Origin of the sequence: Pectobacterium colocasium, assembly GCF_020181655.1 — a bacterium.
GTDB classification, from domain to species: domain Bacteria; phylum Pseudomonadota; class Gammaproteobacteria; order Enterobacterales; family Enterobacteriaceae; genus Pectobacterium; species Pectobacterium colocasium.
On record NZ_CP084032.1, the window covers coordinates 3,320,988 to 3,344,958 of the forward strand.

A 23,971-nucleotide genomic window follows, 5' to 3' on the forward strand; every position below is an offset into this window, starting at 1 on the left:
TCATTTATTTCCAACAATGAACAAAAATATATTTAGCATGCAAAATAATGCAGGGAATTTACTGATAGCATCAGCCTGGCCACAACTCGCCAGCGCGTTTACTCTCCAACCACGTTATAACGCTGGGTTGCCGTATCGAAACGATATTCCAGCAGAATATCGCCTCCGCCGTGGGAATAACAATTCAGCATAATGCTGCGATTATCTCCACCATTTTCAATATTCATATAAACCGGGGTCATGAAAAAGCCAAACTGGCATTGCTGAAAGTCAGGCTCAAGAAGCTGGTCGACATTACCATTCTTCTTGTTAATCGCCTTAATTCCCTCAACGACCATCCCCGTATCGCTGTTTTGATACACACCAACAAAGCTGTGAGTCGCCGTTTGCCCCCAGAAAGGAATATCGACTTGCCCTTCGACTTTGGCAGGCTGCGTACTGTCATCAAAGGATGCCACACGCCGTAAGCTAACATCATAGCGTGCTTTCCCGTTCGACCACTCGCCGCTGAGCCCCTCCCCCGTTTCCGTCAATGTAAACGGGCAATGTGTTACGTCAGTGTCCGACTTAACCCCCTGAACGATATACTTATCATAATCCTGCGGGGTATGGATTTCGCAAAGCTGAAGCGACGTCCCCGAGAGCCGCCCATACAAAGGGATCGGCGCTCTGTATTTATCGTAAAAGTAACTGCCCAGAAGGTTCTTCTCTTGGTCGATACTGTATTTCTGCAATGAGAAATGTACCGGATAAGGCCCGATTTGGCCTTCGTAGTTACTCACAACATACCAGCCGGCATGTGCGGTTGCCGTCCACAGTCCACAGGCTATTAAGGTTGATACCGCTAATTTCATCATATTCACCTTGTCTACCCGTCATACTTCAAGCTGCTCGTGCATGGGTTTATCTGCAACTCGCGCGGTATTGGTTATCTGTAAATCATGAAGCAAAAGTGTTCAAAAATGGCTTAGCCTATCAGGCTAATCATGATGGCAGCAGGGGCAGATCGCCACCTCAGACACCGTCATCGCTGTTGTTCCCTCGCAATCCCATTCAACACGCACGGGGAGCGATTCCGGCCCTGAATGGTGCAAATATTTATTGACCGGGCTTTCCGTCATACCGGTAATTATCTCCGTGGCGATAAGTTCATTACCAACAAAAACGCGGGCTGTCGCCTGTGACGCTTCACGGGTTTCACCAGATTGCCGATACAAATAGTTAACCGTCAGTTTAATACTGGGCATAAGGCTTCTTAAGACAGGGAAAAGACGAGGAAAACAGTGTATCGCGTTCCCCCGCGCTTGTAGAGCATATACGTTTCAAACCCGATCACTGCTTTATGCTAATGCCATGATAGTTTTCTATTTTTTTAAAATGAAGATATTTGGTCACATAACATCGCACGATTGGTAATCAAAAAGTTAAATCTTATACCTTTTGGGTATTAATGAAGCGGAAAAAACAGCCGATACCTTTTGCGATAGGGTGTTTTTTAATGCAATTGCATTTTGCATAAATAGTGTTTGGCATAAATACTGTTTTACATTAACCGTGTTCTGAATGAGCCACTTCGCTAACGTCATATTGTTGAATAACAGGAAATTATACTCCGCAGATTGATGTCTCTTCAAAGGAAGACAATCCTCTGCCTGTGTTGATAGTCTGAATGTCAACGATTGCAGTATTCGCATGTGGTTTTAACACACTGAAGTAACTCACTGGTAAAAACCATTACCAGCATTAAATAGATATAAGAAGGAGTTATACTGTGGTGATTCCAGATATTCAAATCGTGAATGCAACAACCCCGGCGACCATGCCTCCTATTGGTGCTGCTGCCAACCCAACAGTCGTTGCCGCTATCAGCGCGGGGAATAAAACTGACACATCAACAAACTCCGACTCGCAAAATATGCAGGGCTCGAACGAGAGCACCAAAGTCACGCTGTCTTCTCAAAAGAAACGTGCGTCTCAGGAAGATGATACTCCGAAGACTGAACACACCAAAACACAGCAGAAAGCCGCGACTGAATACTCTCTGGCAATGACAGGTATTCCTTTGTATAACGGCAAGCTCATTTCCATTGTTAAATACCCGGACGGTAACTCTGAGATGTTTGATGCCTTTACAGGAGAACGCATCACACAAGAAGATCTGGCTCTCATGGGTGCGCTTCATAGTTCTGGTGGAGAACAGGTATTACATTTCGAGAGCAAAACATCCTATAGCAATTTATCTGCGGCCGAAGTTTATCAGCAGATTCAGGAAATGTTGCATGGTTCAGGCAGTGAGGAAACCCTGTCTTAATGAAGGTATGGTGCCAAGACAACTAAATTCACTGCCCTGGCATTAAAGGGAAATATAACGTCCTTTTAATAATGGAACACGGCTACTCAATAGAAAATCGGCCTATTAACGACGAGCAATGAGTTTCTCTGAAAACTCGGCTAATCTTGTCAGGCCGTATTCCCATGAGCCAAACCCCGCCTCAGCATTAATATGCCCAGCTTCACCGACATCAACCAGTTCGCTATCCCACGCATGCGCCCAGTATTGGGCGCGTGTAAAACTCATCAACGGATCGTTATGGCTGGCAACGGTCAGCGCCGGAACTGGCAACGGCGTAGCCTGAATACGCTCGTCAATCTCAAAGCGCATGGGTTCGGCAGGCGCCACCAGCATCACACCGGCAATCCCTTTCTGACTTTGTTGCACAACATGACAGGAAGCCAGAGCGCCAAAGCTATGGCCGATCAGAATGACAGGTTGTGTACAGACGCTAAGCTCACGGCGGATCGCCAACACCCAACGATCCAGATTGGCCTGATACCATTCCCGCTGGCGTATACGGTGCCAGTGAGGAAAACGCCGTTCCCAATGACTTTGCCAGTGCTCATCATCGCTGTCTCGCAGACCCGGCACCAGTACCATTGTTAGCTGCTGGCTCACGTCCGTCAGCCGCCGATCGATTTCTGTTGTCTGCACGCCCTTAACACTCCTGTCTGTTACCCAGCGACGTCATTTTATTCTGTCTGGTATATCAGCCACCGGTTACTTTAACAATCTGGCCTTACAGCTTTTTCCTTTGATTTTACCTTTCTGGAGCTGCTGCAACGCGCGTTTAGCGCTGGCTTTACGGATAGCGACATACGCATGCAGCGGAAACATATCAATCTTCCCCACTTCTGCTGCCGTTAATCCCGCATCGCCAGTTAATGCACCGAGGATATCGCCGGGACGGATTTTCGCTTTTCTGCCCCCATCAATACACAGCGTCATCATCTCAGGTTCCAGCGTAACCTCGCCGGTGCGGCCAAGGCTATCCACCGATGCCCATTTAATGCGCATACCGAGATAGTCTTCAATCAAATTAGCGCGGTTCATTTCCTGTGGCGTACACAGGCTAACGGCCAGACCCTGCATCCCCGCACGACCCGTTCTGCCAATTCGGTGAACGTGGACTTCAGGATCGAAAGCTAGCTCAAAATTCACGACCAGCTCCAGCTCTTTGATATCGAGACCGCGAGCAGCAACATCAGTTGCCACCAGCACACGACAGCTGCGGTTAGCAAAACGTACCAGAACCTGATCGCGATCGCGCTGTTCCAGATCGCCATGCAGCGCCAATACGCTAATCCCCCGCATGTCCAGCGCGTCAAACACGCTTTGGCAGTCGCGCTTGGTGTTACAGAACACCACACAGGAGGAAGGCTGATGATGACCCAGAATAGCAATCAACAGCAGCAGGCGCTGCTCTTTCGTCGTCTCATAGAAACGTTGTTCGATGGCCGACTCTTCCACATCATCTGCAACCTCGAAACGCTGCGGCTGACGCTGAACGCGCGCGCTGATCTGTTCGATCTCTTCCGGGTACGTGGCAGAGAATAGCAGGGTTTGACGATCGGACGGCGTATAGGAAATCACATCATCAATCGCGTCAGTGAACCCCATGTCCAGCATGCGATCGGCTTCATCCAGCACCAGCACTTTCAGGCTCTCCAGAGACAGTGACTGCTTACGTAAATGATCCTGAATACGCCCTGGCGTCCCGACGACAATATGTGGTGCGTGAACCAATGAATCGAGCTGCTGGCCCATCGGCTGACCGCCGCATAACGTAAGAATCTTAATGTTTTGCGCAAAACGAGCCAGACGACGCAGCTCTTTGCTGACTTGATCGGCCAGTTCACGCGTCGGGCACAACACCAGCGCCTGCGTGGTAAAGTCGCTTACGACAATACGATCCAACAGCCCGATGCCGAATGCCGCCGTTTTGCCGCTACCGGTTTTCGCCTTGGCACGCACGTCTGCACCACTCAGAACGGCTGGCAGCGTCGCCGCCTGAACAGGCGTCATTTCGGTATAGCCCAGTTCATTAAGATTGGATAACTGCTCTGCTGGCAGCGCGAGGGAAGAAAAAGAGGTTGTACTCACAGTGATTACTCTACCAAGGACGAGATAACGAAAGGTGACGCCGAGCCAAAGAGCGACGCAGATATGCCGCAATCATAGCAGAGTTCATCATCGTTGACCGATTTACCTCTCGTCCCCGCTAAAACAACGAGGCGAATCCTTTGTTCACCAGAAAATTCTGCCCTTCCGGCGATAAAAGATAGTTCGCCAGCAGCCGTGGCTCACGTCGGGCTGGCTTCATAATGGCCAGCATGTATTCGGCATCAATACGATAGGGATCGGGCAAGTGAACCACATGCAGGTCAGGTTGATTGAGAAGCAACGGTAGATAACTGGCATAGCTAATGTGCATATCGCTCTGCCCGCTCCGAATCAGGTAACTTCCCGCCGTCATGCCAGCCAGAATCGCCGTAATCTCCCCTTCCCGACAGCACAAATTCAACGGTGCAAAAAAGCCCTGTCCCTGGCGGTAGCCATACACCAGCCTTTCTGTCGATAACCTGATAGCAGACATGTTAGCGTCCTCTCTACTGCAACTGCGTCTTATATAACAGCACGGCAAAAAGTGGCGCGCCAAGTAGCGCCGTCAGAATGCCCAGCGGAATCTCGGCTTCACTGAGCGTGCGCGTCAGATCGTCCACCAGCACCATAAAGCCGCCCCCGCACACCAGGCTAATAACACGCGGGGTAGACGGACGCTCCACACCACTTGCCGTTCGATATCACCAAGCAGCGGTTTTTTTCCGAACAGCAGATCGTTGCCAGACAGCGGTTCGACAAGGATCTGGACAATGCGCCACGGGGATAAGCTAAAATGCCCTATCCCCAGTGAGCACACGGCAATCAGCAGTGTGGACACCACCACCGTTAGCAGCGTGATCCGGTAGGCGCGATAACTCATTGCGCTGCGGAGGCTTCCGCATGGTAGTCCATACGATAAAAGCGTTGATAATACGCATCGGCGGCTTTTTGCATATCAATATCGGCAAAACGTTCAGGGTACAGCTTTTTCGCCATCCACAGTTCGCCAATCGCCAATGCTTCTGGCATCCGGTAACCCCAGGCTTTGGCGTATTCCGGCATCAGATACACGCGATGTTGTTTCACCGCATCAATTGCCTGCCAGGCCGGATCGTTGACGATCTGTTTCACGACCTCCGGGTAGCGATCCTTGAAGAAAATCGGCTTTTTATCATTCAGCCACTGGGCACCCTCGCAGCAGTCTGGCACGCGTTCCGCGGCTGACGCCTTACTGCAATCTATGGACCTCGCTGTTGCCGCAGAGGAACTGGGCGCTGACGGCGCTTATTTCAGGGTGCACCACTTTGCCCGTCAGTTGGGTTCCCCCTTCCCGCTGCTGTCAGCGATTGGCGCGAAAACTAAAAGCATCGAAATTGGCACTGGCGTCATCGACATGCGCTACGAAAACCCACTCTACATGGCTGAAAACGCCAGCGCCGCCGATCTGATCGCTGGCGGACGCTTGCAGCTCGGCATCAGCCGTGGTTCGCCTGAGCAGGTGATCGATGGCTGGCGCTACTTTGGCTACCAGCCGACAGAAGGGGAATCGGAAGCGGACATGGCACGGCGTCACACCGAGATCCTGCTGGATGTACTACGTGGTGAAGGGTTTGCAAAACCGAACCCGCAGCCAATGTTCCCGAATCCACCGGGCCTTTTGCGTCTGGAGCCTTATTCTGATGGGCTACGTGAGCGCATCTGGTGGGGGGCTGGCTCGAATGCCACGGCAGTATGGGCAGCAAAACTGGATATGAACCTGCAAAGCTCCACGCTAAAAGACGATGAAACAGGCGAACCTTTTCATATCCAACAGGCACAGCAAATTCGCGCCTATCGGGCTGCCTGGGCTGAAGCTAGGCATACACGTACGCCACGCGTCTCCGTCAGCCGCAGTATTTTTGCACTGATGGATCATCGCGATCGCGCCTATTTTGGCGGGAGCAGTAACGATAGTGACAAAGTCGGTTTCCTGGACGAAAAAACGCGCGCGATCTTTGGGCGCAGCTATGCCGCCGAACCAGAAGCACTCATCCGGCAGTTAAAACAGGATGAAGCCATTGCCGAAGCGGATACGCTATTGCTCACGGTGCCGAACCAACTGGGCGTGGATTACAATGCGCATGTTATTGAAGCGATCCTGACACATATCGCCCCCGCAATGGGATGGAGAAAGTAGGTCTGCTGTCTGACGCATTAAGACCTGCCCAACAGGCGTCAAAAACCGAAGATAACGGCACCAAGAATCGGGGGAATTGAGGGCTATTTTCACGCCTATTCCCCCGTTTTTTTCAGGCTCTGAAAGGGCTCAACGCTTTTTAATGCTATTTTGAAAATATAGTTTCTGGACCTCTTGAATTCCCCCCCTCACTCGGCGTAGATTTAGCCCCGATCCCGTCATAACTGGTGTGATTCTGGTGATGACAACGGGAAAGATTACCCTTCGGTGACATAGCCGGCTGCGTAATAATTTCCTTCCATAATAAAACGCACAATCGGGATCGTTGCTGGCGTGGTTTCTGCTGGAGAATAAATCGGTGAAGTATTTTTTTATGGGTATCTCATTCTGTTTAGTCGTTTGGGTGAGTACCTTTATGCTGATGGTAGAATAACCTGTCATTTGCCCGACAAAGATTTATTCATTGAAGGGCACACACAGAGATAAAAAAGGCTGATGGTATTTATACCCTCAGCCTATTTTTATGGCCGTCATTCACCATTCAGTCAATGGTTCGGCATGACGCTTGCTCTTCTCTGGATCTTCCCCTGTCACCGTGACTAAAGTGATAGTGATGGACAGCTAAATATGAATGACTGAGCCAATATCATAGTTAAAGTATATTTTGCAGTAATTGAGCCTTCATACTGGCTTCAAAGGGAATAATATCAGCGGTAGCAATATTCAACTTCTGGAATGGATCCTGACTAAGGCGTTCTTCTAACGATTCAACACTGTCGCATTTTGCCAGTATGACTCCACCGTTTCGAGGGATTCTCCTTCCTGACGCGAGAAACACGCCATCTGAGTTAATGCCGATCGTTTAAGGATCGAGATACCGGGGGCTACCACGGTGCAAGGTATCCCTGCGGGAACCTCATCACCGTGTTTCCCCCTAAATCCATGTTTAAGTGAACAACATTACCATCTGAGTAACCTTTTTTAAGCCACTCAACATGAGCAGGAATTTGCGAATCAACCGCTTCCAAGGGTTTTATATACGTTAAAACCACTACATAAATGATACCCATTTTAAAGTCCTTATAGAAAGAAAGCGTTAAAATGGTATCACCGAGGGAGGTCGTGCTAAAGAACGTAGCCACTTCCCACCATAATCGAGAAAGCCACTGCCCTCTACAGATTGAACCCGTTCATCATCACGCTGAACACGCCACCTATTGCCAGCCAGGGGCCAAAGGCCAGCGGTTTAGCCGCATCTTCTTTACGCAATCCACGCCAAATAAGCGTCACGATCAGACCACTCAGCGCCGCCACCAAAACCAGATTCGGTAATGCCTGCCAGCCCAGCCAGGCTCCCAGTGCAGCCAGCAACTTAAAATCACCGTACCCCAGCGCGTCTTTGCCAGTGGCATATTTAAATACCCAGTAAAGTAGCCACAGGGACAAATAGCCCGCCATCGCACCGACCACGGCATCACGTAATGGAACAAATGTCTCCGACAGGTTAAACAATAGCCCTATCCACAAGAGCGACAGCGTAAGCACATCCGGCAGCAGCAGCGTTTTTATATCAATAACGGTCAGCACCACCAGAAAGGACAGCAAGATTAGCGCCCCACACAGCGCCATACCGGGCAGCCACAGCAACCCCGCAGCCAGAAAAGCCAGCATGGTGATGGCTTCCACCAGCGGATACTGTACAGACACCGGTTGATAACAGCAGCGGGAGCGACCGCGTAGCCACAGCCAACTGAACAACGGGATGTTATCCTTCACCGCAATCGCCTGCTGGCAGTGCGGGCAGGACGAAGGCGGCCACCACAGGTTATAGCGCGTAGCCTGCCCGGCATCCGTTACGCCGGTTTGCAGCTCGATGTCTTGCCGCCAGCGCCGTTCCAACATAATCGGCAAGCGATAAATCACTACGTTCAGAAAGCTGCCAACAATCAATCCCAATACGCCCAGCGCACCATACCACCATGCTGGAAACACCTGTGCGAATTCCCTTAAATCGTCCACGTTAGTCCCTGATTGTTGATAAAGAAAAGAGATAAGTTAGCGGTTTATTTTTGCAGTCGGCTACACCGCGATGACAGCGCGCGTTTCTCTTACCGCGCTCGTCCCTGTTACAACAGGCGCCCCTGAAAATTCAGCGTTCTGGCACCTTGTTCATCCGCTTTGCCAGTAGTCGCCAATAATTTCTTCATGGTCGCAGGCAAGTCGTTTCCGCTACTCAGTTGCCCCGTAAAACGGTATTCGCCTTTCGGGGTGACGCTGCCCTTACCGGATAGTTGCAGATGTGAGGAGGCCTGCCGCAGATTCGCTTCAAGCGCTCCTTGCTGGCAGCGTAATGTGGCTTTGGGTGTCGCAAGCACAAGCCCACCCAGCGGCGTTTTCACCCGCGCGCCCGGCCAGATTATGTTGGCATCCAGCGACTGGCAGCCAGAACGGTCAACCGTCGCTTCTTGCAGATTCAACTGCACCTTTCCTTCTGCTCCGATTGGCACGATAAAACGCAGGTAGCGGAGTAAATAGCCCGCTGGCACAGACAGTCGCCATTGATAAAACTGCGGCTGCTGCCAGCCACGAATAATTCCGTGGCCTTCGATGCCTTCCGGGTTTTGAAACGCAATTTCCAGCGCGGGCATAAAACCCGAGAAAGTGATCTTCCAGTGCACATCGTCCAACGTTAACGTGCGCCAGCTAAACCGTTGCAGGTTCCCCTGCCATAGCGTTCCGGCGGCTTCTGCGACCACCATGCCAGCCGGCAGCGGCACCGCCGTGAGCAAGCGGGCAGGTGCATAGCACGCCAGGAACAGCCCATAGGCCAGAACCAGAGCGACACCTGCGCCGATGCAGGATTTACGCTTCATCCGCCCGTTCCAGCATCAGCCTGGTGACATCGACCATTCCCGGACTTTGCTCGACGGCGTTCACATCCAGCGACAGCACTTTCACGCCGTTCTTCTGTTCCAGTTCGCCAAGCCAGCGTAGCAGGCTAGTAAAGTCGCTCTGAGCCAGCGTCACCGACGCCTGATTGCCCTGCGGTTGCAGACGAACGACAGTCAGCCCGTAACGTTTGGTACTTTGCGAAATCAAAATCGGCAGACTGACATCGCGCTGACTATTTTCCCCCTGTGACTGATTGCCCTGCGGAATCGATGAGGCCTGTTTCTGCATCCAGTTGACGGTTTGTTGCTCGCGGGAAATCGTACGTTCCCACTGTTCTTCCCGCATTTGCCACGGCTGAAAAATAGCGTAATACACCAGACAGAGCAGGAGCACTGCCGCACACACGACCATCAGTTGACGCTCGCGCTGGCTCATCGCCTGCCAGCGTTGCCGTAATTCATTCATTGCTGGCTCCTTAACGTTAAGCGGCCTTCAACCCGATCGTTTTCCTGCCGCATCTCCCCCGCCTGTACCTGATAATAGGCGGTTGCCTGCTGCTGGAACTGCTCTAATTCCTGATACGACGTAGCCTGCAACGCCAGCCGGAATTCGCCAGCGGAACCGTCATAAGACAGCGACTGAATTTTGATGGCGCTATTCTGCGTAATCAGTTGCTGTAAGGGATTCAATTGCTCCAGTAACCCTTTCCCTGCCCCCCCGGCAGCCGTACGTTGCAGGTGCTGCTGCATCTGCGCACGTGGATTAACGACATTCGTCTCGGCAGGGAAAATCTGCCGATAGACGCGAATGCTTTCCTGTCGCCAATGTTCGGCCTGCTGGTAAAGCTGATAGTGCGCCCAGCCCGCATCCGCCAAGACCAATAGAAGGTAGCAGGCAAAAGCAATCCCGACGCCGCGCCACGGCAACAACGTGTTTTGCCAGGCTTTCTCCGGCGCATAGTCGCCTTGGCGCAGATCGACCGAAGCCGGTAGCTGCGCCGTTGCCGCCAGCGTGAAGAGATCCGTTGCAGGTTGTGTTTTCCACTCGCCCTCCTCCTGCCAGTCGTACTGCGACAGCTCACCGCCGACCGATGCGGCACTGTAGCTGTATATCGCTGGCAGCGGCATGGATGCTTTCAGCAGGTCACCACACCAGGAGGACTCCGCCGCCATGGCATGCCCCGTCGGCTGGCGAAATAGCCACATGTCATCATGCTGTAACGCGCTCCAACCATCCTGATGCTTCGGCAATACGCGGGCATCGGGCAATAAGGTATCGACGTTGAGCCCCAGCGCATCACTCTGCGCTAGCCAACGCTGCATCCGGTTTTTTTCCACCACGGCGACCGTGCCATCATCGCCATGAATTTCCAGCACGGCAAAATGCAGCTTTTCAATTTCCGTCGCCAGTTGGTCTTCCAACATAAACGGCACGACCTGCGTCAGCTGACGGCGAGCCTGCCGGGGCAGCGTCAGGGCATAAAACGTCACGTCCGTTGCTGGAACCAGAACGCGAGTAAAGGCCACGGACGGATACGCCGCCAGCGCCTGACGAACCTGTTCTACGTTACCCCGTCCCTGACTCAGTAAACTTTCCCCATTGGATGAACGCACCTGCCATTCAATGTCTCCCAATTCCTCTACCGGAAGGCGTACAATGAGACACGGATGTCGAACAACCGGGCCTCGATTTAATGGGGCTTTCGCGGCTTTTTTCTTCCATTTTCCAGCTATTTTCATGGATTCACCGTCCTATATCCTCCATATTGCCGCTGCACGACCTGTACCTTTTGTCCACTCAGATGAAGCAAGCTACGCTGATGAAAATCACTGTCGCCAACACGCACCTGGAGTTTTACAAAGAACCATTCACTTTTCACTGCCAGCACTCGCTGCGCGGTATTTTTACTATTCGTTGGCAATAACCCGGTTTGTTGCAGAACCTCAAGGCCTGCCCATCCCGTACGAGGCCGCTGCTGCACCAGCGCTTTCGCCTGCGACATCGTCATTTCATTCAGGAATAAAGCAGATAACAGCGGGGCATCAAATTCAGTCAATGTGTTGATATTAATCGACATCGTATCCATCGGTAGCGCACAGACATAGGGCAATAATCGGCGATAGAGATCGCTGTCCATGCCATAAACTGCGCGTAATTCGCTGATTTCACTCATTCTCTGATTGGCGGTACGATAAGGCACTGGCAGCGTGGCGTAGAGCTCATCTTCTGCACCGTTCGCCGACGGATAGTTATCCACGTCAATCCAGTCGCGCAATGCCGCAGTGATTTTTTCTGCACGATCCGCATCTTCGCCCAGATTTTTCAATAGCAAGCGGAAAACCTGCGCCGGATAAGGTGTCTTCACCACCGTGCTATCGTTATCCACGCCTTGATTGATCGCATTCACATTAAAGCAGGTGCGCGCATCACTAATCTGGCCAAGGATTTCCCCGCCCTCCACCGGGAAACGATGTCCCGGCTGAGACCAGTTCTGCCCGACAAACGTGCGCCCCGGCATATTCTTCGCGTCGCGCAGTAATATCTGCCCGCTTAGCGTTTCCGCCCCCAAGGCATACCATTTCGCCTGCTGACGGCTCAAATGGCTTTCGGTGCGCAAAAACGCTTTGCCGGTGCGTTCCGTAATCACCGCAGCAATCGTCACCATTAATGCCAGAATCAGGAGCACCACCAGTAGCGCCGCGCCACGCTGACGCGACCTCATTTAACTGGCCCGGTGGTAATCAAGAACATACGCGACATTTCTCCGTAATCCCTTAAGGTCAGCACCACTTCAATCCCTTGTGGCAATTGCGTACTGTTATCCCAGCGATCGCGCCAGGTTTTATTGCTGAAAAAACGCAGGCGAAAACCATCAACCTGCGTGAGAAGCGGTTTTGCACCGGGATCGATCCCCTCAATGGGGTCAGGCACCACGTGGGTTAACCGTTCCAGAGTATGTTCCCGTAGCCGGTAGGCAACAGGCTGAAGTTCAGAGCGTGGCAATATGCCAAACGGATTCTGCCAGCCAGCACGCATAAAGCTGACACCCCAGTCATCGCTTTTTAGCTGATCGCGGCCAGCGTAAAATATCGAGGTACTTCCTCTACTACCGCGCGCGATCATCTGGGAGAAATCACTGTCCATTTGTGAAAAGGCGCGCTGTATTTCGGCCAGACGCTCGGCCTTGCGCTGCGAAATCTCATCGTTACGCATCACACCGTTCAAAACCTGAAAAGCACTGACGCTTAGCGCGGCAAAGATCGCGATCGCCAGGATCATCTCCAGCAGCGTAAACCCCTGCTGGCGTTTCTGGCGTCCTGCCTCTCGGCTCCGTCTTATTTGATTGCATGTCCCTATTTTATTAAACATTATTGCTTCACCACATAGGTACGCAGCGAAGCATCCGCGGCAAAAGCATCTTTATTACGTCGTACTTCCACATCCAGCGCTTTGGTCTGAGGGTCACCCGTCTCTACACCTTGCCAGCGCCAATGCCAGCGCATGCCCGCAAACTGCGTTTCGCCTCTCACCCACGCGGCTTCCGGCCAGCGCTGTTCCAGTCGCAGTTGTACCTGCTGGTTTTCCGCCACCCAGCCAGCAAACGTCTTCTCTTCCAGCCGGCTCAGACTGCTTGCCTGTCTGGCTGTCGTTTGCAACACCGCAATGCCTGCAAGTGCGAAAACGCTTAGCGCGACCAGCACTTCCACCAGCGTCATCCCTTTCTGTCGTTTCATCGTTTCTTACCCTGACTCATCGACGTTAAAAATCGTCCGGTTCCATCCACCTGGAGCCAATTCGAGAGCGCTTTGTCTTTAGACTTAACCAGCAAACGGAAAGGCGTGATTTCGCCGCCGGGTAAAATCAGGATATCGGGGTCGTCGCCGCTCTGCGTTTTCTCGACTTTCTTCCCATCAGCCTGCACTAGCTCAAGCCGGAATGCATCAGGCAGCGTTGCCGTTGCACTCACCCGATGAGGTTGCCACGGCTGCCACTTGTAGCCCTGCCAGCGATCACCGCTCGGGATCGGCATCCCTTCCGATGCCTCGGGTCGCTGGAGTTGATAAAACTGCCAGCGATCGGGATAGATACGAACGCCCAACATGTATTCGTTAACCTGACTGCTTTCCGCGGCAAACTCTAGCTGCGCCTGAAAACGAGCCAACTGCCACGCGCTGTCATTCTGGCGTTCGGGAGGAAACGCCATGACCACCATGCTAGCCGCGATGCCCGCCAGTAGCACGACCAACATCATTTCCAGCAGAGTGAACCCCTGCTGCTTTCTCGTTGCCCGCTTCATTGCGCTTTGCCGTCCTTTTCACGCCGCCATCGATAGCAACTACCAACAATCCATCTGCAACAGTTACCAGTAAAGATGGGCATCTCGCCTAATGCCGATCGTTTAAGCATTGAGATACACGGGGCGACCACAGGGGTGAGACCTCCCTGCGGGAACATCCCCCTGTGTTTCCCCTAACAACGGGCTTAAGTCATCAATATTAGGCATACCGCCCATGTCCTTATTTCTTATCCAGGTTCCAGTTGCCGATATCATCTTCCGTTCCCGGCATGCCATCTGGCCCCAGAGAGAAAATATCCAGCTTGCCGTGCTGACCGGGGTTCAACAACTGATACTCCGTGCCCCACGGATCCTGCGGCAGGCGACGAATATAGCCATCGGCTGGGTAGTTACGCGGTTCCGGTTGCACCGTCGGCTTCGTCACCAGCGCCTTCAGCCCCTGCTCGGTGGACGGATAACGGTTGTTATCCAGCTTGTACATGTCGAGTGCGCTTTCCAGAGATACAATATCGCTAACGGCTTTTTGCCTGTCCGCTTTTTCCTTATTCCCCATCAGATTGGGCACGACCAGACTCGCCAGTACGCCAAGAATGACGATCACCACCATAATTTCCAACAGGGTAAAACCACGTTGACCATGGCTATGCTTACCACCACTACGCTGAGACTGTTGCATCCTTACTTTTCCTCGTTCAATTGTTGGTTCTCTTACGAACTCATTAACGTATTCAGTTGCAGAATCGGTTGTAAAATCGCCAATACGATGAACAACACCACCGCCGCCATGCTGACCACCAGCAGAGGTTCAAATAACCCCAGCGCCAGTGTCATCTGCGAACTGAATTCCCGATCCTGATTATCCGCGGCTCGTTCCAGCATGCTGTCCAACTCGCCGCTGCGTTCACCGCTGGCGATCATATGGCGCATCATGGGGGGAAATAGCGCGGTCTGTTCCAGCGCCTTGTGCAAGCTGACGCCCTCACGTACCGCATCCGTCGCCAGCGCGAGCCGATGGCGGGCATAGTCATTGCTCATCACATCGCCGCTAATACGCATCGCCTGTAACAGCGGCACCGCACTGGCGTTGAGAATACTGAGCGTCCGCGCGTAACGCGCCGTATTCAAGCCACGAGCGATACGACCAAGCAGCGGTAGATACAGCAGGCGTCGGTGAAAACGGATACGCCGCTTTTCTTGCCGCAGCATCACGCGAAGCGCCATAAACGCGGCCAGCAGCGCCAACACCACCCACGGCCCGAACGTGCGCACCGCATCGCTCATCCCCATCAATACGCGGGTAGAAAGCGGCAGCGCCTGCTTCATATGAATAAACTGTTCAACAACTTTCGGCACCACGACGGACAGCAAAATACTGACTACGGCAATCGCAACGACGGTTAACACACACGGATAGATCATCGCCTGCTGGATGCGGCTGCGCATCTGCTGGCGCTGCTCGGTGTAGTCCGCCAGCCTATTCAGCACTTCATCAAGGTGGCCGGAGGTCTCGCCTGCGGCGACCATCGCGCAATACAACCGCTCAAAGCTGCCGGGAAAACACTTCATCGCATCGGCAAGCGAATGGCCTTCCATCACTTTGCTGCGCACCGCCGCCATCAACTGGCTCAGCTGTGGCTTTTCGCTCTGTTTCGCCACGGCATCCAGCGCTTCTTCCAGCGGCAACGACGCCGCCACCAGCGTAGCCAGTTGGCGAGTTAATAACGCTAAATCTGAGGTACTGATCCGAATTTTACGGCGGAGAGAGAATCCTGTAGATCCCGGTTTCTGCTGGTCGCCGCGACCTTCATCAACCGACAGCGGCATCAGCCCGCGCTCCCGCAATAGCTGACGCGCCTGTCTGGCGGAGTCGGCCTCTTGCGTGCCGCGGCATTTTTTCCCCTGCGCATCCAGCGCCTGATAGTGGTACTGTGCCATATCATTCCTCTTTGGTTACGCGGATCACTTCTTCCCAGGTCGTGAGCCCCGCCAGTACCTTTTCCAATCCGTCTTGACGGATAGTGGTTCGACTCTCCCCCAGAATCTGCGCAATCGCCATTTCACCGTCACTGCGGTGGATCGCCGCACGAACATCGTCATTGATCAACACCAGTTCATGAATGCCGATACGTCCCCGATAGCCGGTATAGCTACACTGCGGGCAACCTACAGGGTTATGCAGCAGCGTACCCGGCGCGATCCCCATCTGTGCAGCCTGAACCGGATCGACCGGATGCGGCTGGCTACAGTCAGAACACAGCGTTCTAACCAGACGCTGGGCGAGCACGCCCAGTAGAGAGGTTGAGAGCAGGAAAGGTTCGACGCCCATATCCTGCAAGCGAGACAGCGCGCCCAGCGCGCTATTGGTATGCAGAGTGGATAACACGAGGTGACCCGTCAGCGATGCCTGCACAGCAATCTGTGCCGTTTCACCATCACGAATTTCCCCTACCAGCACCACGTCCGGATCCTGACGCAGAATGGCACGCAGCCCACGGGCAAACGTCATATCCACCTTGGTATTAACCTGCGTTTGCCCAATACCTTCCAGCTCATACTCGATGGGATCTTCCACCGTCATGATGTTACGTTCCGAGGCATTCAGGCGACTGAGCGCGGCATAAAGCGTGGTACTTTTCCCCGATCCTGTCGGACCGGTGACCAGAATAATACCGTGTGGACGATGGATCAGGCTGTCCAACCGCTGCCGATTACGCTCCGACATGCCCAGCAATTCAAGATCGAGCTTAACGCTGTTTTTATCCAGCAAGCGCAGCACGACGCGTTCACCGTAGTTCGACGGTAACGTGGAGACACGAACGTCAATCGCCCGTCCCCCCACTCGTAGCGCCATGCGTCCATCCTGCGGGATACGCTTTTCCGCAATATCCAGCTTCGCCATGACCTTGATACGCGATACCAGCAGCGACGCCAGCTTACGCTGTGGACGCAGGATTTCACGCAGTACGCCATCGACACGGAAACGGATCAGCAAATAGCGCTCATACGTCTCGATATGAATATCCGACGCTTTATCCTTAATCGCTTCGGTTAGCATCGCATTGATCAGGCGGATAATCGGCGCATCGTCATCGGCGTCAAGCAGGTCGTCGCTGTCTGGCAGCTCTTCCACCAGCGTATAGAAATCCATCTCATTGCCGATGTCTTCCATCAAACGGCGCGCTTCTTCCGAATCGCGCTGATAGCTAATGACTAATTGCCGTTCAAACTCGTCTTCCGTAACACGTTCAATTTTAAGCGAACAGCCCGCAATCCGACGTGCTTCCAGCAAGGCGGCCGCTGGCGTTTGCGCGACGCAAATCGTCTGTAGACTCGCATCATTTTCCCGCTGCAACAGCAAAATTTGCTGCGATCGTGCATAGGCAAAAGGCAGTACGGGGCGTAATTCTATAATCTGGGAGGCAACGTCACTCATTTCCCGCCCGCCGGATAAAACGCCACAATGGAAGACTGAACCTGACGGAACGTATAGGCGTTCCCACCTTCCGGCAAGCGCAGTAAATCGTTATCCAGCAGATTAGCCTTCCCGCCATTCGCCTCTCGCTGCTTCTCTTCTTCAGCATTGAACGAATGATACTTACTGGCAGAGGCGCTCTGATATTGGCTGCGATCGCGAATAATGGAAGGACGGATAAACAACATCAGGTTACGCTTTTTCGTCTCCTGACTGTTGGAACGGAATAGGTATCCCAGAACGGGAATATCCCCTAACAATGGCACTTTACTTGCTGACTCATTGGTACTTTTATCCAGCAAGCCACCCACCACGACGGTTTCGCCACTGCTGACCAGCACCGCGTTATTCACAGTACGCGTATTGAATGTGGCGCCGAGGTTGGTGCTGCTGCTGGAAGCCGCATCTGCCACGCTGGATACTTCCTGTTCGATCTCCAGCAGAACGGAGTCACCTTCGTTAATTTGGGGCTTCACTTTCAATTTGATACCGACCGTTTTACGCTCCACCGTTTGGAAAACATTGTCACCGGATGTCGTCTGCGACCCCGCCAATACCGGCACTTCCTGACCGACGTTAAACGTCGCTTCCATGTTGTCCAGCGTGACGATACTCGGCGTCGCCAGAATGTCGTTCTTGCTGTTGCTGGACAGCGCAGTCATCAGCATGCTCCAGTTCCCCTGATAGAAACCTGCGGCAATGCCGTTGAAGCTGCTCAATGCACTCGATGTTGCGGTATTCAGCGTCCCGTCACGCCGATACTGATCCGCTCCCGCAATCATTGTCGTGATCGGTAACCCGGTATTCGTAAACTGCGTCGTTCCTGCATTTTTATTGGCCCACTGAACACCCAGATTCATTCCGTCGGCATCCTGAACTTCCGCGATGATCGCTTCGACCAATACCTGTGGACGACGGATATCCAACTGTGCGATCACCTGCTCCAGATCCCTCATGATGTCAGGTGCAGCATTTACGATCAGGGAATTGGTTTGCTCATGTGCCTTAATCGAAATGTCTTTGCGCAGTGCAGGCAGCGCATTTTGCTGGTCGGTTTGGATGCTGTCACCGACGCCGGTAAGCACTTCGACCAGATCGGCAGCTTTGGCGTATTTGAGATAGATGACTTTGGTATTGCCCTGTACCGCCTGCTGGCGATCGAGCTGTTTGATCATATCAATCACGCGCTGGCGTGAATTCGGTTCTCCACGCACCAGCACCGAGTTGGTGCGTTCATCCGCCACCACATTCGCGGTCAACATCCCTGGCAAGGCGGATTTCTCATCCATCTTGTTCAGTTCATTCACCATCTTCACCACTTCCGTTGAGGACGCGTAAGACAGCGGTATGCTGGTCACATTCCGATCGCCCGTCTTATCAACCCGTTCGACAATCGTCATCAACCGCTTGATCACCCCCGCGCGTCCCGTCATCAACAGCACGTTCGACGGTTCGTAATGCACCACGCTCCCGGCACCGGCGTTGTCGTTCAACTGGCGCAACAGCGGTGCCAGATCGCGGGCGGCGACGTTGTTCACTGGCACAACACGCGTCACCACTTCATCACCAATGCCGGGCTGATCGTCAGTCGCCAGCGGCATAGACGTCGATTTCGCATCCTTCGAGCGAATGATTTTCAGGACGTTGTTATCCATCGGAATAACGGTAAATCCGTAGACATCCAGCACGCTCAGGAAGAACTGGTAATACTGTTCTTCATTCATCATGTCATAGCTGCGTACGGTGATCGTTCCGCTGACCGAGGGATCGATAATGACCGTCTTATTCAGATTCTTACTGACGGTATTGATAAACTCCTGAATATCCGTGCCCTTAAAACTGGCGGAGAATTCGGCGCTCCACGCGAGTGATGACGCCATCAGAAGCACACTTCCGCCAAGCAATAACATGCTTTTACGGCGTACCTGACCAAGCCATTGGTTTTTATGTTTTGAAAAAACCTGATGCTTAAAAAATCCCTGTCCCTTGCTAAACAAATTAGTGGTCTCCATCCAATGCCAGATATATATCCTGCTGTTGACCATCACGCTCGACGGTCAAATTAAATTTGCTCATCCCTGCCAGTTGCGCCATCGCCTGCTGTGCCTGATCCGCATCGCGTAAGTCCATGCCGTTTAATGACACAGCGAGATCGTTATCCTGCAAGCCAGCGCGGTAGAAAAGATCGGGATTTTTGCCGGGGTTTAACTGATATCCTTTCAGTACTTCTTCTTCCGTGACGGGAGAAATAGTGAGGTAATCCTGTGCCGAGACGGGATTTTTTTGTATCTCTTCTTTCACTTGGCTAAATGCGCCAGCAGACGGCGACGTGTCAGCCGCCTTTTCTTCCTGATACAAATGCAGCGCCTCATAGCGCCCCTGATACTGGAGCACGACACGATCGGCAGAGATAGTCACAATTTTGGCTTCATAGCCCGGAATGGCATCGCCGACGTTGCGACTGTATTGCAGACCATCTTTAGAGATGATGGCAATCGAACGCTGAGCTTCCCCACTAGCCAGAACCCCTGTCAAGCTGATATTTAACGATGTCAGCGGAATATCACCGGATAATGCAGCGTCATTAACCGCAGAAGCATCCGCATCGGGGGCATGGCCAAACAACGTAAAATCGCCTGGCGTCGCAGGCTTTTCTTTCGCCTGGGCAGGCGTTACCGACACGCCAACAAGGCGTGAATCTTCAGGGAGGAGAAAGCGCCAGGTCAAGACGGCCAATTGCTGACAAATCAGCAGCAAAATCAGCCCCAACACAATACGTCGGATGAGAGGGGCTGGCAGTGACCGGAGAGTGGCGACCAACGAATTAAAAGACGGTTCTTTGAAAACTTGCAATCGTGCCATAGATAATCATCCATAATACTCCCCACGCCCATTGGCGTGGGGAAAATGCCTTATTCCGTTGCGGCTTCTCGGGTGAGCGTTTCATCACCGCTGGTCGCCAGCGCGGCATCATTATTTACACGGTCTTCGAGCCGGATATTTTCAATATGACCGAAATTCCAGGCTCCCGGTACATTCTCAAAAATGACATTTTTAAATTCACTGTTCTTCAGGAACGTAATGTCCGTGGCTTTTACATTTTTGAATTTTACATTCTCAAAATGCAAGCCTTGGTGATAAGCATCGCGTCCAAAGGAGAACTTATACGCATCAGCCATCTCAGCGATGGTCATGCCATCAACCAGAATACTGTTTTTCTTGGCTGAACCATCCACCGTGACGTTGGAAACGGTCACATCACGGAACTGTGCGGGTTCGGCCGCAGGCTGGGTATCGTTCACGTCCGCTTTATATTTAATCGTGAACACGAACGGCTCGTTGACAATATCACGCATCGCGTTATTACGGAATACCACGTCACGCGAGCCGCCACCATAATAAGGTCGGCTCTTCATGCGCAGGCCAACATCCGTCTTATTCATGACATTATCTTCAGCAACAATTTTTTCAATCCAGGCACCAGTATGGCTACCCGTGACCACCGCACCGTGCCCGCGACGGAAGTAGTTATTGAAGATCCAGGCACCGCTCTGCGCTTTTTGCCCCAGCGTCGCCACCTCGGCACCGTATCCTGCCGCAAAGTTTACGCTGTCATCACCCGTATCGAAAAAGTTATTGAATACCATGACATTTTGGCTGTTTCCGAATTCAATACCGTCCGCATTATTCGCATCATACGTCGTGTGCACCAGCGCATTCATCGCCACATTTTCGGATTCCAGCACCATCACACCGTGGTAAGCCGGGTTCAGAATCGTCAGCCCTTCCAGATACATGTTGCTCACGCCGCGCAGCGTCATCAGACTGGAGCGTCGGTTTTTGTACGCTTCATCCAGTGACATGCCTTCATTAACGGCTTTTGCCGTTTGGTCTTTTGCCAGAATACCGTCACTGCCAACATTGGTCGCTTTGCTCGCACGGTAGAGCGGTAATTCATTCTTTAATTCATCAATTTCAGTAATGTTTGTATCGCCAGATTTGATGCCACGCACCCAACCGTTGCCATCAATCGTGCCCTGCCCGACGATACGGATATTTTTAAACGTACCTGCATGGCTATTGCCCCGATCGTCGGCTTCCAGCACGTTAATCAGTGACGGTGGGCGCTTAGGTAATTGAGGTGACGTGTAAGGGTAGAGATAATAGCCGCGAGCGAGCGGATAGTCGTCGCCATTTGCCGAGCCCAGCAACGTAGCCCCTTTCGCGACTTCAAACGTCATGTCGCTATGCAGGAACAGCGCGCCAGTTTTAAACGTTCCCCCTTCAACCACGACTTTACACCCTTTCGGATACGCGGCTGGCGTACAGTCATCAATTGCCTTCTGAATCGCCAGCGTGTCGTTGGCTACGCCATCCCCTTTCGCACCGTAGTTGGTCACATTCAGTGACGCTGGCGTCGCCGTCGTTTTCTGCACGACGGTTTCACTATCTACGGATTCTTTGCCGTCGTCATAAAGCGCACGCACCGTGAAGCGATATTCTGTTTCCGGCGACAGATTCGTCACCTTAAAATTATGGAAGCTGACGCGGACATGCCAGTTATCAGTATCAATCGCGTTGTAGAAATTATCGATATAAGGCTTGGCGGGCGAATGGGTGTTTTGGTTATCAATCGTGCCGCCCAGCAAGGTTCCATTCATATAGACACGGTAATCCTTAATACCCGCAGCAGGTTTGGTCGGTTTTTCCCAGGCAAGTACCACGCTGTTGTCATCATAGGCCAACGTCGGCACTTTAAGATTTTGTGGCGCAGCAGAACGATCAACACTCACATTCGGCGTTGAGTCGCTATCGCTGCATCCGGCAATCAGGCCGCTCAGAACAAGTGTCGCGCAGAGCGTCAGGCGAGTACGGCGTAAAAAGTCAGTCATAGCATTTCCTGTATTTTTATGTCATCCGACCTATGTTTCCCTACGGCAGAGCCACTACCGCGGGGGAGACACACATCGGGCTGAGGGTTTACAGATAAAAAATTAAATAAAAAATAATGAATGAGGTCGGGTGACTACGGCAGGGCAATCTCCAGTTTTCCCGCACCGGCATTTTCCAGCACATATTTCTCAACGGTGGCGACAGATTTCCCTGCGCTATACGCATAAGGTGGGCTCCATTCCAGTTCATTGGTACAGGTTTCCAGCGCCCATGCGGGTATGGCCTTCCCGGAACTTGTGGCGGCGGCTTTCTCGGCGTCTTGCAAGGCGCTGCATTTGTCTACTGCGATTTGATTCACATTGCTTGCCGGATTGCCATTAAACCAGGAGCCGTTGTCTTTAAATTTGCTTCCCTTGTAGGCACCAATAATCAGCTTTTCATCCGCACCGCCGCCCTGGAAATTAAACACGTTACTTTCGGAAAGAATGGATGAATCGAACCCCATCCCAATCGCATACAGAATAGGGTAATTCGTATCCGTTGCCCCACGATGGTAGTTGTTGAGCAAATGCACCTGACCAAAGCGCACTCGCGGCGAACGCTGCACGCTGTTGTCCCATAAATTCCCTTCAAAGGTAATCCGATACTCTCCTTTATCACCATCACCTGAGCCAATTAATACCGTTTTGTCATGCTGAGCGAAAATGTTGTAGGAAATCGTCAGATAATCGGCTCCATCTTCGATATCCAGCAAACCATCGTGGCGCTGGATATGCTTGCCAAATAGCACCGGCTCCTGATAATCAGGATGTTCACCATCCGTAAAGGTGCAGTGATCAACCCAGACATTTTTGCTGGCATTAATCGATACCGCATCATAGCGGGCATTCCAGTTTCCTTTATCGCCGTCACTGCCGTCCCAAGCCGGGGCAAAGTCGCGCGGAGCCTGGAACGTAATATTACGGATAATGATGTTGCTGTTATCGGTTTTGCCAAACGTGTGGCTTAAGGTATTGAGGGATAAATAACCTTCCACCAGTTTCGCTTCGCTACCCACGCCTAAAATCGTGGTATTCGGTGGGACCTGAAATTGAATTTGCGCCTTCTGGTTGTTGGCATACTGCGAGCGTTGGCCATTTTGCTTCTTAAGCAGGCTAAGCTCAGCGCTAGCCGCCGCCGCATCGCTGCCACCCGCATCCGCCGTCGCTTTCAACTGCGCCATATAATCCTGATCGAACGCTTTGACATATAAATCAAAATCAAACGTTGTTTTATTCGGCTTGGTTTTATAATACTCAGCATCCGCATAGCGTCCATTACCTAAATCATCGCCGCGAATAGTGCCTTGCCAGTAGATAATTTTGGGTTCTAATTTTGCCTTCAACTCCGCATCGGCATCGCCTGCAATATAATGGGGGCTGCGGATATTATTTAACGCATCTTTTAATTCCTGGCGGCTGGTTACGACATAAATACTATTTTCATGTGCGCCTTCGCCTCCCGTTGTTGCATAAAATTTACCATCCGTATTCTGATATTGTGCAGCCCAGCCAAACGGTGCCGTTTTCACCTGTAAATCTGGCGGTGCCGCTTCTGCCACTGGCTGCTGACTATTATCACACCCGGAAAGCACGAGCGCGGAAAAGGCAATAGCTACCGCACAGGTGCGTAAACGACCAGTCCCAATAACCATTCTAAACATGTTATCCCTCAGTATTTTTTAATTATCAAAATAGAAAAAAAACCGCAAGAAACCCTGCGATATTAATCGCATACTTTAAAATTGCTTTTATTCTTCATTTA

At 52.2% G+C, this 23,971-nt stretch carries 25 protein-coding genes and 3 pseudogenes; 3 read left to right on the top strand and 25 right to left on the bottom strand.

What is annotated here, in order from left to right:
- Nucleotides 1–98 precede the first annotated feature (98 nt).
- Nucleotides 99–854: a hypothetical protein gene (locus LCF41_RS15075; protein ID WP_347880999.1), complete on the bottom strand. Its 756-nt coding sequence runs from the start codon at nt 852–854 to the stop codon at nt 99–101.
- 126 nt (nt 855–980) lie between these two features.
- A complete protein-coding gene (locus LCF41_RS15080; RefSeq protein WP_225085300.1) occupies nt 981–1,247 on the bottom strand; it encodes a hypothetical protein in 267 nt (88 codons plus the stop codon).
- Nucleotides 1,248–1,771: 524 nt separating this feature from the next.
- Here LCF41_RS15080 and LCF41_RS15085 point away from each other — a divergent pair.
- Nucleotides 1,772–2,311: a hypothetical protein gene (locus tag LCF41_RS15085; RefSeq protein ID WP_225085301.1), complete on the top strand. Its 540-nt coding sequence runs from the start codon at nt 1,772–1,774 to the stop codon at nt 2,309–2,311.
- A 105-nt stretch (nt 2,312–2,416) separates the two neighbouring features.
- Here the strand turns inward: LCF41_RS15085 and LCF41_RS15090 are convergent, their stop codons facing one another.
- The 6 genes and pseudogenes from LCF41_RS15090 to LCF41_RS15115 form a co-directional block, all read right to left on the bottom strand.
- Nucleotides 2,417–2,989: an alpha/beta hydrolase gene (locus LCF41_RS15090; protein WP_225085302.1), complete on the bottom strand. Its 573-nt coding sequence runs from the start codon at nt 2,987–2,989 to the stop codon at nt 2,417–2,419.
- A gap of 66 nt (nt 2,990–3,055) precedes the next feature.
- Nucleotides 3,056–4,438 carry an ATP-dependent RNA helicase DbpA gene (gene dbpA / locus LCF41_RS15095; protein ID WP_225085303.1) on the bottom strand — a complete coding sequence of 461 codons (1,383 nt, stop codon included), beginning with the start codon at nt 4,436–4,438 and terminating at the stop codon, nt 3,056–3,058.
- A gap of 118 nt (nt 4,439–4,556) precedes the next feature.
- A complete protein-coding gene (locus tag LCF41_RS15100; RefSeq protein ID WP_225085304.1) occupies nt 4,557–4,931 on the bottom strand; it encodes a substrate-binding domain-containing protein in 375 nt (124 codons plus the stop codon).
- 13 nt (nt 4,932–4,944) lie between these two features.
- A complete protein-coding gene (locus LCF41_RS15105) occupies nt 4,945–5,067 on the bottom strand; it encodes an iron chelate uptake ABC transporter family permease subunit (protein WP_284144920.1) in 123 nt (40 codons plus the stop codon).
- Nucleotides 5,067–5,318, bottom strand: a pseudogene (locus LCF41_RS15110) (iron chelate uptake ABC transporter family permease subunit); the annotation flags it as partial. The pseudogene LCF41_RS15110 and the gene LCF41_RS15105, both read right to left, overlap by 1 nt.
- Nucleotides 5,315–5,599 (bottom strand): annotated as a pseudogene (locus LCF41_RS15115) (hypothetical protein); the annotation flags it as partial. The pseudogenes LCF41_RS15110 and LCF41_RS15115, both read right to left, overlap by 4 nt.
- Between LCF41_RS15115 and LCF41_RS15120 the strand changes: the two are divergent.
- Both LCF41_RS15120 and ypdK read left to right on the top strand, forming a co-directional pair.
- Entirely contained in the window at nt 5,589–6,614 is a 1,026-nt protein-coding gene (locus LCF41_RS15120; RefSeq protein WP_225085305.1) for an LLM class flavin-dependent oxidoreductase, read from the top strand. The pseudogene LCF41_RS15115 and the gene LCF41_RS15120 sit on opposite strands and share 11 nt — an antisense overlap.
- Before the next feature lie 358 nt (nt 6,615–6,972).
- A complete protein-coding gene (gene ypdK, locus LCF41_RS15125) occupies nt 6,973–7,047 on the top strand; it encodes a membrane protein YpdK (RefSeq protein ID WP_099606229.1) in 75 nt (24 codons plus the stop codon).
- Nucleotides 7,048–7,266: 219 nt separating this feature from the next.
- On the opposite strand, the gene LCF41_RS15130 is transcribed toward ypdK, so the two are convergent.
- The 17 genes and pseudogenes from LCF41_RS15130 to LCF41_RS15210 all read right to left on the bottom strand — a co-directional run bounded on the left by LCF41_RS15130 (nt 7,267) and on the right by LCF41_RS15210 (nt 23,870).
- A complete protein-coding gene (locus LCF41_RS15130) occupies nt 7,267–7,473 on the bottom strand; it encodes a YciI family protein (RefSeq protein WP_225088193.1) in 207 nt (68 codons plus the stop codon).
- A 103-nt stretch (nt 7,474–7,576) separates the two neighbouring features.
- Nucleotides 7,577–7,684 (bottom strand): annotated as a pseudogene (locus LCF41_RS15135) (YciI family protein); the annotation flags it as partial.
- Between the two features lie 103 nt (nt 7,685–7,787).
- On the bottom strand, nt 7,788–8,633 hold the full coding sequence (locus tag LCF41_RS15140) for a prepilin peptidase (protein WP_225085306.1): 846 nt from the start codon (nt 8,631–8,633) through the stop codon (nt 7,788–7,790).
- Between the two features lie 107 nt (nt 8,634–8,740).
- The gene (locus LCF41_RS15145; protein ID WP_225085307.1) at nt 8,741–9,487 is read right to left on the bottom strand and encodes a type II secretion system protein N; all 747 of its coding nucleotides are present in this window, start codon (nt 9,485–9,487) and stop codon (nt 8,741–8,743) included.
- The gene (locus tag LCF41_RS15150) at nt 9,477–9,971 is read right to left on the bottom strand and encodes a type II secretion system protein M (RefSeq protein WP_225085308.1); all 495 of its coding nucleotides are present in this window, start codon (nt 9,969–9,971) and stop codon (nt 9,477–9,479) included. The genes LCF41_RS15145 and LCF41_RS15150 overlap by 11 nt, the downstream gene beginning before the upstream one ends.
- Entirely contained in the window at nt 9,968–11,245 is a 1,278-nt protein-coding gene (gene gspL / locus LCF41_RS15155) for a type II secretion system protein GspL (RefSeq protein WP_225085309.1), read from the bottom strand. Before gspL ends, LCF41_RS15150 begins: the two co-directional genes overlap by 4 nt.
- A complete protein-coding gene (gspK, locus tag LCF41_RS15160; RefSeq protein WP_225085310.1) occupies nt 11,242–12,228 on the bottom strand; it encodes a type II secretion system minor pseudopilin GspK in 987 nt (328 codons plus the stop codon). The genes gspL and gspK overlap by 4 nt, the downstream gene beginning before the upstream one ends.
- Nucleotides 12,225–12,875 carry a type II secretion system minor pseudopilin GspJ gene (gspJ, locus tag LCF41_RS15165; RefSeq protein WP_225085311.1) on the bottom strand — a complete coding sequence of 217 codons (651 nt, stop codon included), beginning with the start codon at nt 12,873–12,875 and terminating at the stop codon, nt 12,225–12,227. The genes gspK and gspJ overlap by 4 nt, the downstream gene beginning before the upstream one ends.
- The gene (gene gspI, locus LCF41_RS15170; protein ID WP_180741890.1) at nt 12,875–13,240 is read right to left on the bottom strand and encodes a type II secretion system minor pseudopilin GspI; all 366 of its coding nucleotides are present in this window, start codon (nt 13,238–13,240) and stop codon (nt 12,875–12,877) included. The genes gspJ and gspI overlap by 1 nt, the downstream gene beginning before the upstream one ends.
- Nucleotides 13,237–13,803 (bottom strand): type II secretion system minor pseudopilin GspH, encoded by a 567-nt coding sequence (gspH, locus tag LCF41_RS15175; RefSeq protein ID WP_225085312.1) that lies wholly within the window; start codon nt 13,801–13,803, stop codon nt 13,237–13,239. Before gspH ends, gspI begins: the two co-directional genes overlap by 4 nt.
- A gap of 220 nt (nt 13,804–14,023) precedes the next feature.
- Nucleotides 14,024–14,479, bottom strand: a complete 456-nt coding sequence (gspG, locus tag LCF41_RS15180) for a type II secretion system major pseudopilin GspG (RefSeq protein WP_180741889.1) — start codon at nt 14,477–14,479, stop codon at nt 14,024–14,026.
- 32 nt (nt 14,480–14,511) lie between these two features.
- Nucleotides 14,512–15,738 (bottom strand): type II secretion system inner membrane protein GspF, encoded by a 1,227-nt coding sequence (gene gspF, locus LCF41_RS15185; RefSeq protein WP_225085313.1) that lies wholly within the window; start codon nt 15,736–15,738, stop codon nt 14,512–14,514.
- Between the two features lies 1 nt (nt 15,739).
- A complete protein-coding gene (gene gspE, locus LCF41_RS15190; protein WP_225085314.1) occupies nt 15,740–17,236 on the bottom strand; it encodes a type II secretion system ATPase GspE in 1,497 nt (498 codons plus the stop codon).
- Nucleotides 17,233–19,185, bottom strand: a complete 1,953-nt coding sequence (gene gspD / locus LCF41_RS15195) for a type II secretion system secretin GspD (RefSeq protein WP_225088194.1) — start codon at nt 19,183–19,185, stop codon at nt 17,233–17,235. Before gspD ends, gspE begins: the two co-directional genes overlap by 4 nt.
- Before the next feature lie 88 nt (nt 19,186–19,273).
- Nucleotides 19,274–20,137 carry a type II secretion system protein GspC gene (gspC, locus tag LCF41_RS15200; RefSeq protein ID WP_225085315.1) on the bottom strand — a complete coding sequence of 288 codons (864 nt, stop codon included), beginning with the start codon at nt 20,135–20,137 and terminating at the stop codon, nt 19,274–19,276.
- Between the two features lie 50 nt (nt 20,138–20,187).
- Nucleotides 20,188–22,167, bottom strand: a complete 1,980-nt coding sequence (locus LCF41_RS15205; RefSeq protein WP_225085316.1) for a glycosyl hydrolase family 28 protein — start codon at nt 22,165–22,167, stop codon at nt 20,188–20,190.
- 134 nt (nt 22,168–22,301) lie between these two features.
- Nucleotides 22,302–23,870 carry a pectate lyase family protein gene (locus tag LCF41_RS15210; RefSeq protein WP_431191540.1) on the bottom strand — a complete coding sequence of 523 codons (1,569 nt, stop codon included), beginning with the start codon at nt 23,868–23,870 and terminating at the stop codon, nt 22,302–22,304.
- Between the last annotated feature and the right edge of the window lie 101 nt (nt 23,871–23,971).

Bases quoted from the DNA above. Each gene is read 5' to 3' on its own strand.
- LCF41_RS15075 (WP_347880999.1), bottom strand. From the start codon at position 854: ATGAAATTAGCGGTATCAACCTTAATAGCCTGTGGACTGTGGACGGCA.
- LCF41_RS15080 (WP_225085300.1), bottom strand. From the start codon at position 1,247: ATGCCCAGTATTAAACTGACGGTTAACTATTTGTATCGGCAATCTGGT.
- LCF41_RS15100 (WP_225085304.1), bottom strand. From the start codon at position 4,931: ATGTCTGCTATCAGGTTATCGACAGAAAGGCTGGTGTATGGCTACCGC.
- LCF41_RS15105 (WP_284144920.1), bottom strand. From the start codon at position 5,067: ATGGTGCTGGTGGACGATCTGACGCGCACGCTCAGTGAAGCCGAGATT.
- LCF41_RS15145 (WP_225085307.1), bottom strand. From the start codon at position 9,487: ATGAAGCGTAAATCCTGCATCGGCGCAGGTGTCGCTCTGGTTCTGGCC.
- LCF41_RS15150 (WP_225085308.1), bottom strand. From the start codon at position 9,971: ATGAATGAATTACGGCAACGCTGGCAGGCGATGAGCCAGCGCGAGCGT.
- gspL (WP_225085309.1), bottom strand. From the start codon at position 11,245: ATGAAAATAGCTGGAAAATGGAAGAAAAAAGCCGCGAAAGCCCCATTA.
- gspK (WP_225085310.1), bottom strand. From the start codon at position 12,228: ATGAGGTCGCGTCAGCGTGGCGCGGCGCTACTGGTGGTGCTCCTGATT.
- gspJ (WP_225085311.1), bottom strand. From the start codon at position 12,875: ATGTTTAATAAAATAGGGACATGCAATCAAATAAGACGGAGCCGAGAG.
- gspI (WP_180741890.1), bottom strand. From the start codon at position 13,240: ATGAAACGACAGAAAGGGATGACGCTGGTGGAAGTGCTGGTCGCGCTA.
- gspH (WP_225085312.1), bottom strand. From the start codon at position 13,803: ATGAAGCGGGCAACGAGAAAGCAGCAGGGGTTCACTCTGCTGGAAATG.
- gspG (WP_180741889.1), bottom strand. From the start codon at position 14,479: ATGCAACAGTCTCAGCGTAGTGGTGGTAAGCATAGCCATGGTCAACGT.
- gspF (WP_225085313.1), bottom strand. From the start codon at position 15,738: ATGGCACAGTACCACTATCAGGCGCTGGATGCGCAGGGGAAAAAATGC.
- gspE (WP_225085314.1), bottom strand. From the start codon at position 17,236: ATGAGTGACGTTGCCTCCCAGATTATAGAATTACGCCCCGTACTGCCT.
- gspD (WP_225088194.1), bottom strand. From the start codon at position 19,185: ATGTTATTGCTTGGCGGAAGTGTGCTTCTGATGGCGTCATCACTCGCG.
- gspC (WP_225085315.1), bottom strand. From the start codon at position 20,137: ATGGCACGATTGCAAGTTTTCAAAGAACCGTCTTTTAATTCGTTGGTC.
- LCF41_RS15205 (WP_225085316.1), bottom strand. From the start codon at position 22,167: ATGACTGACTTTTTACGCCGTACTCGCCTGACGCTCTGCGCGACACTT.
- LCF41_RS15210 (WP_431191540.1), bottom strand. From the start codon at position 23,870: ATGTTTAGAATGGTTATTGGGACTGGTCGTTTACGCACCTGTGCGGTA.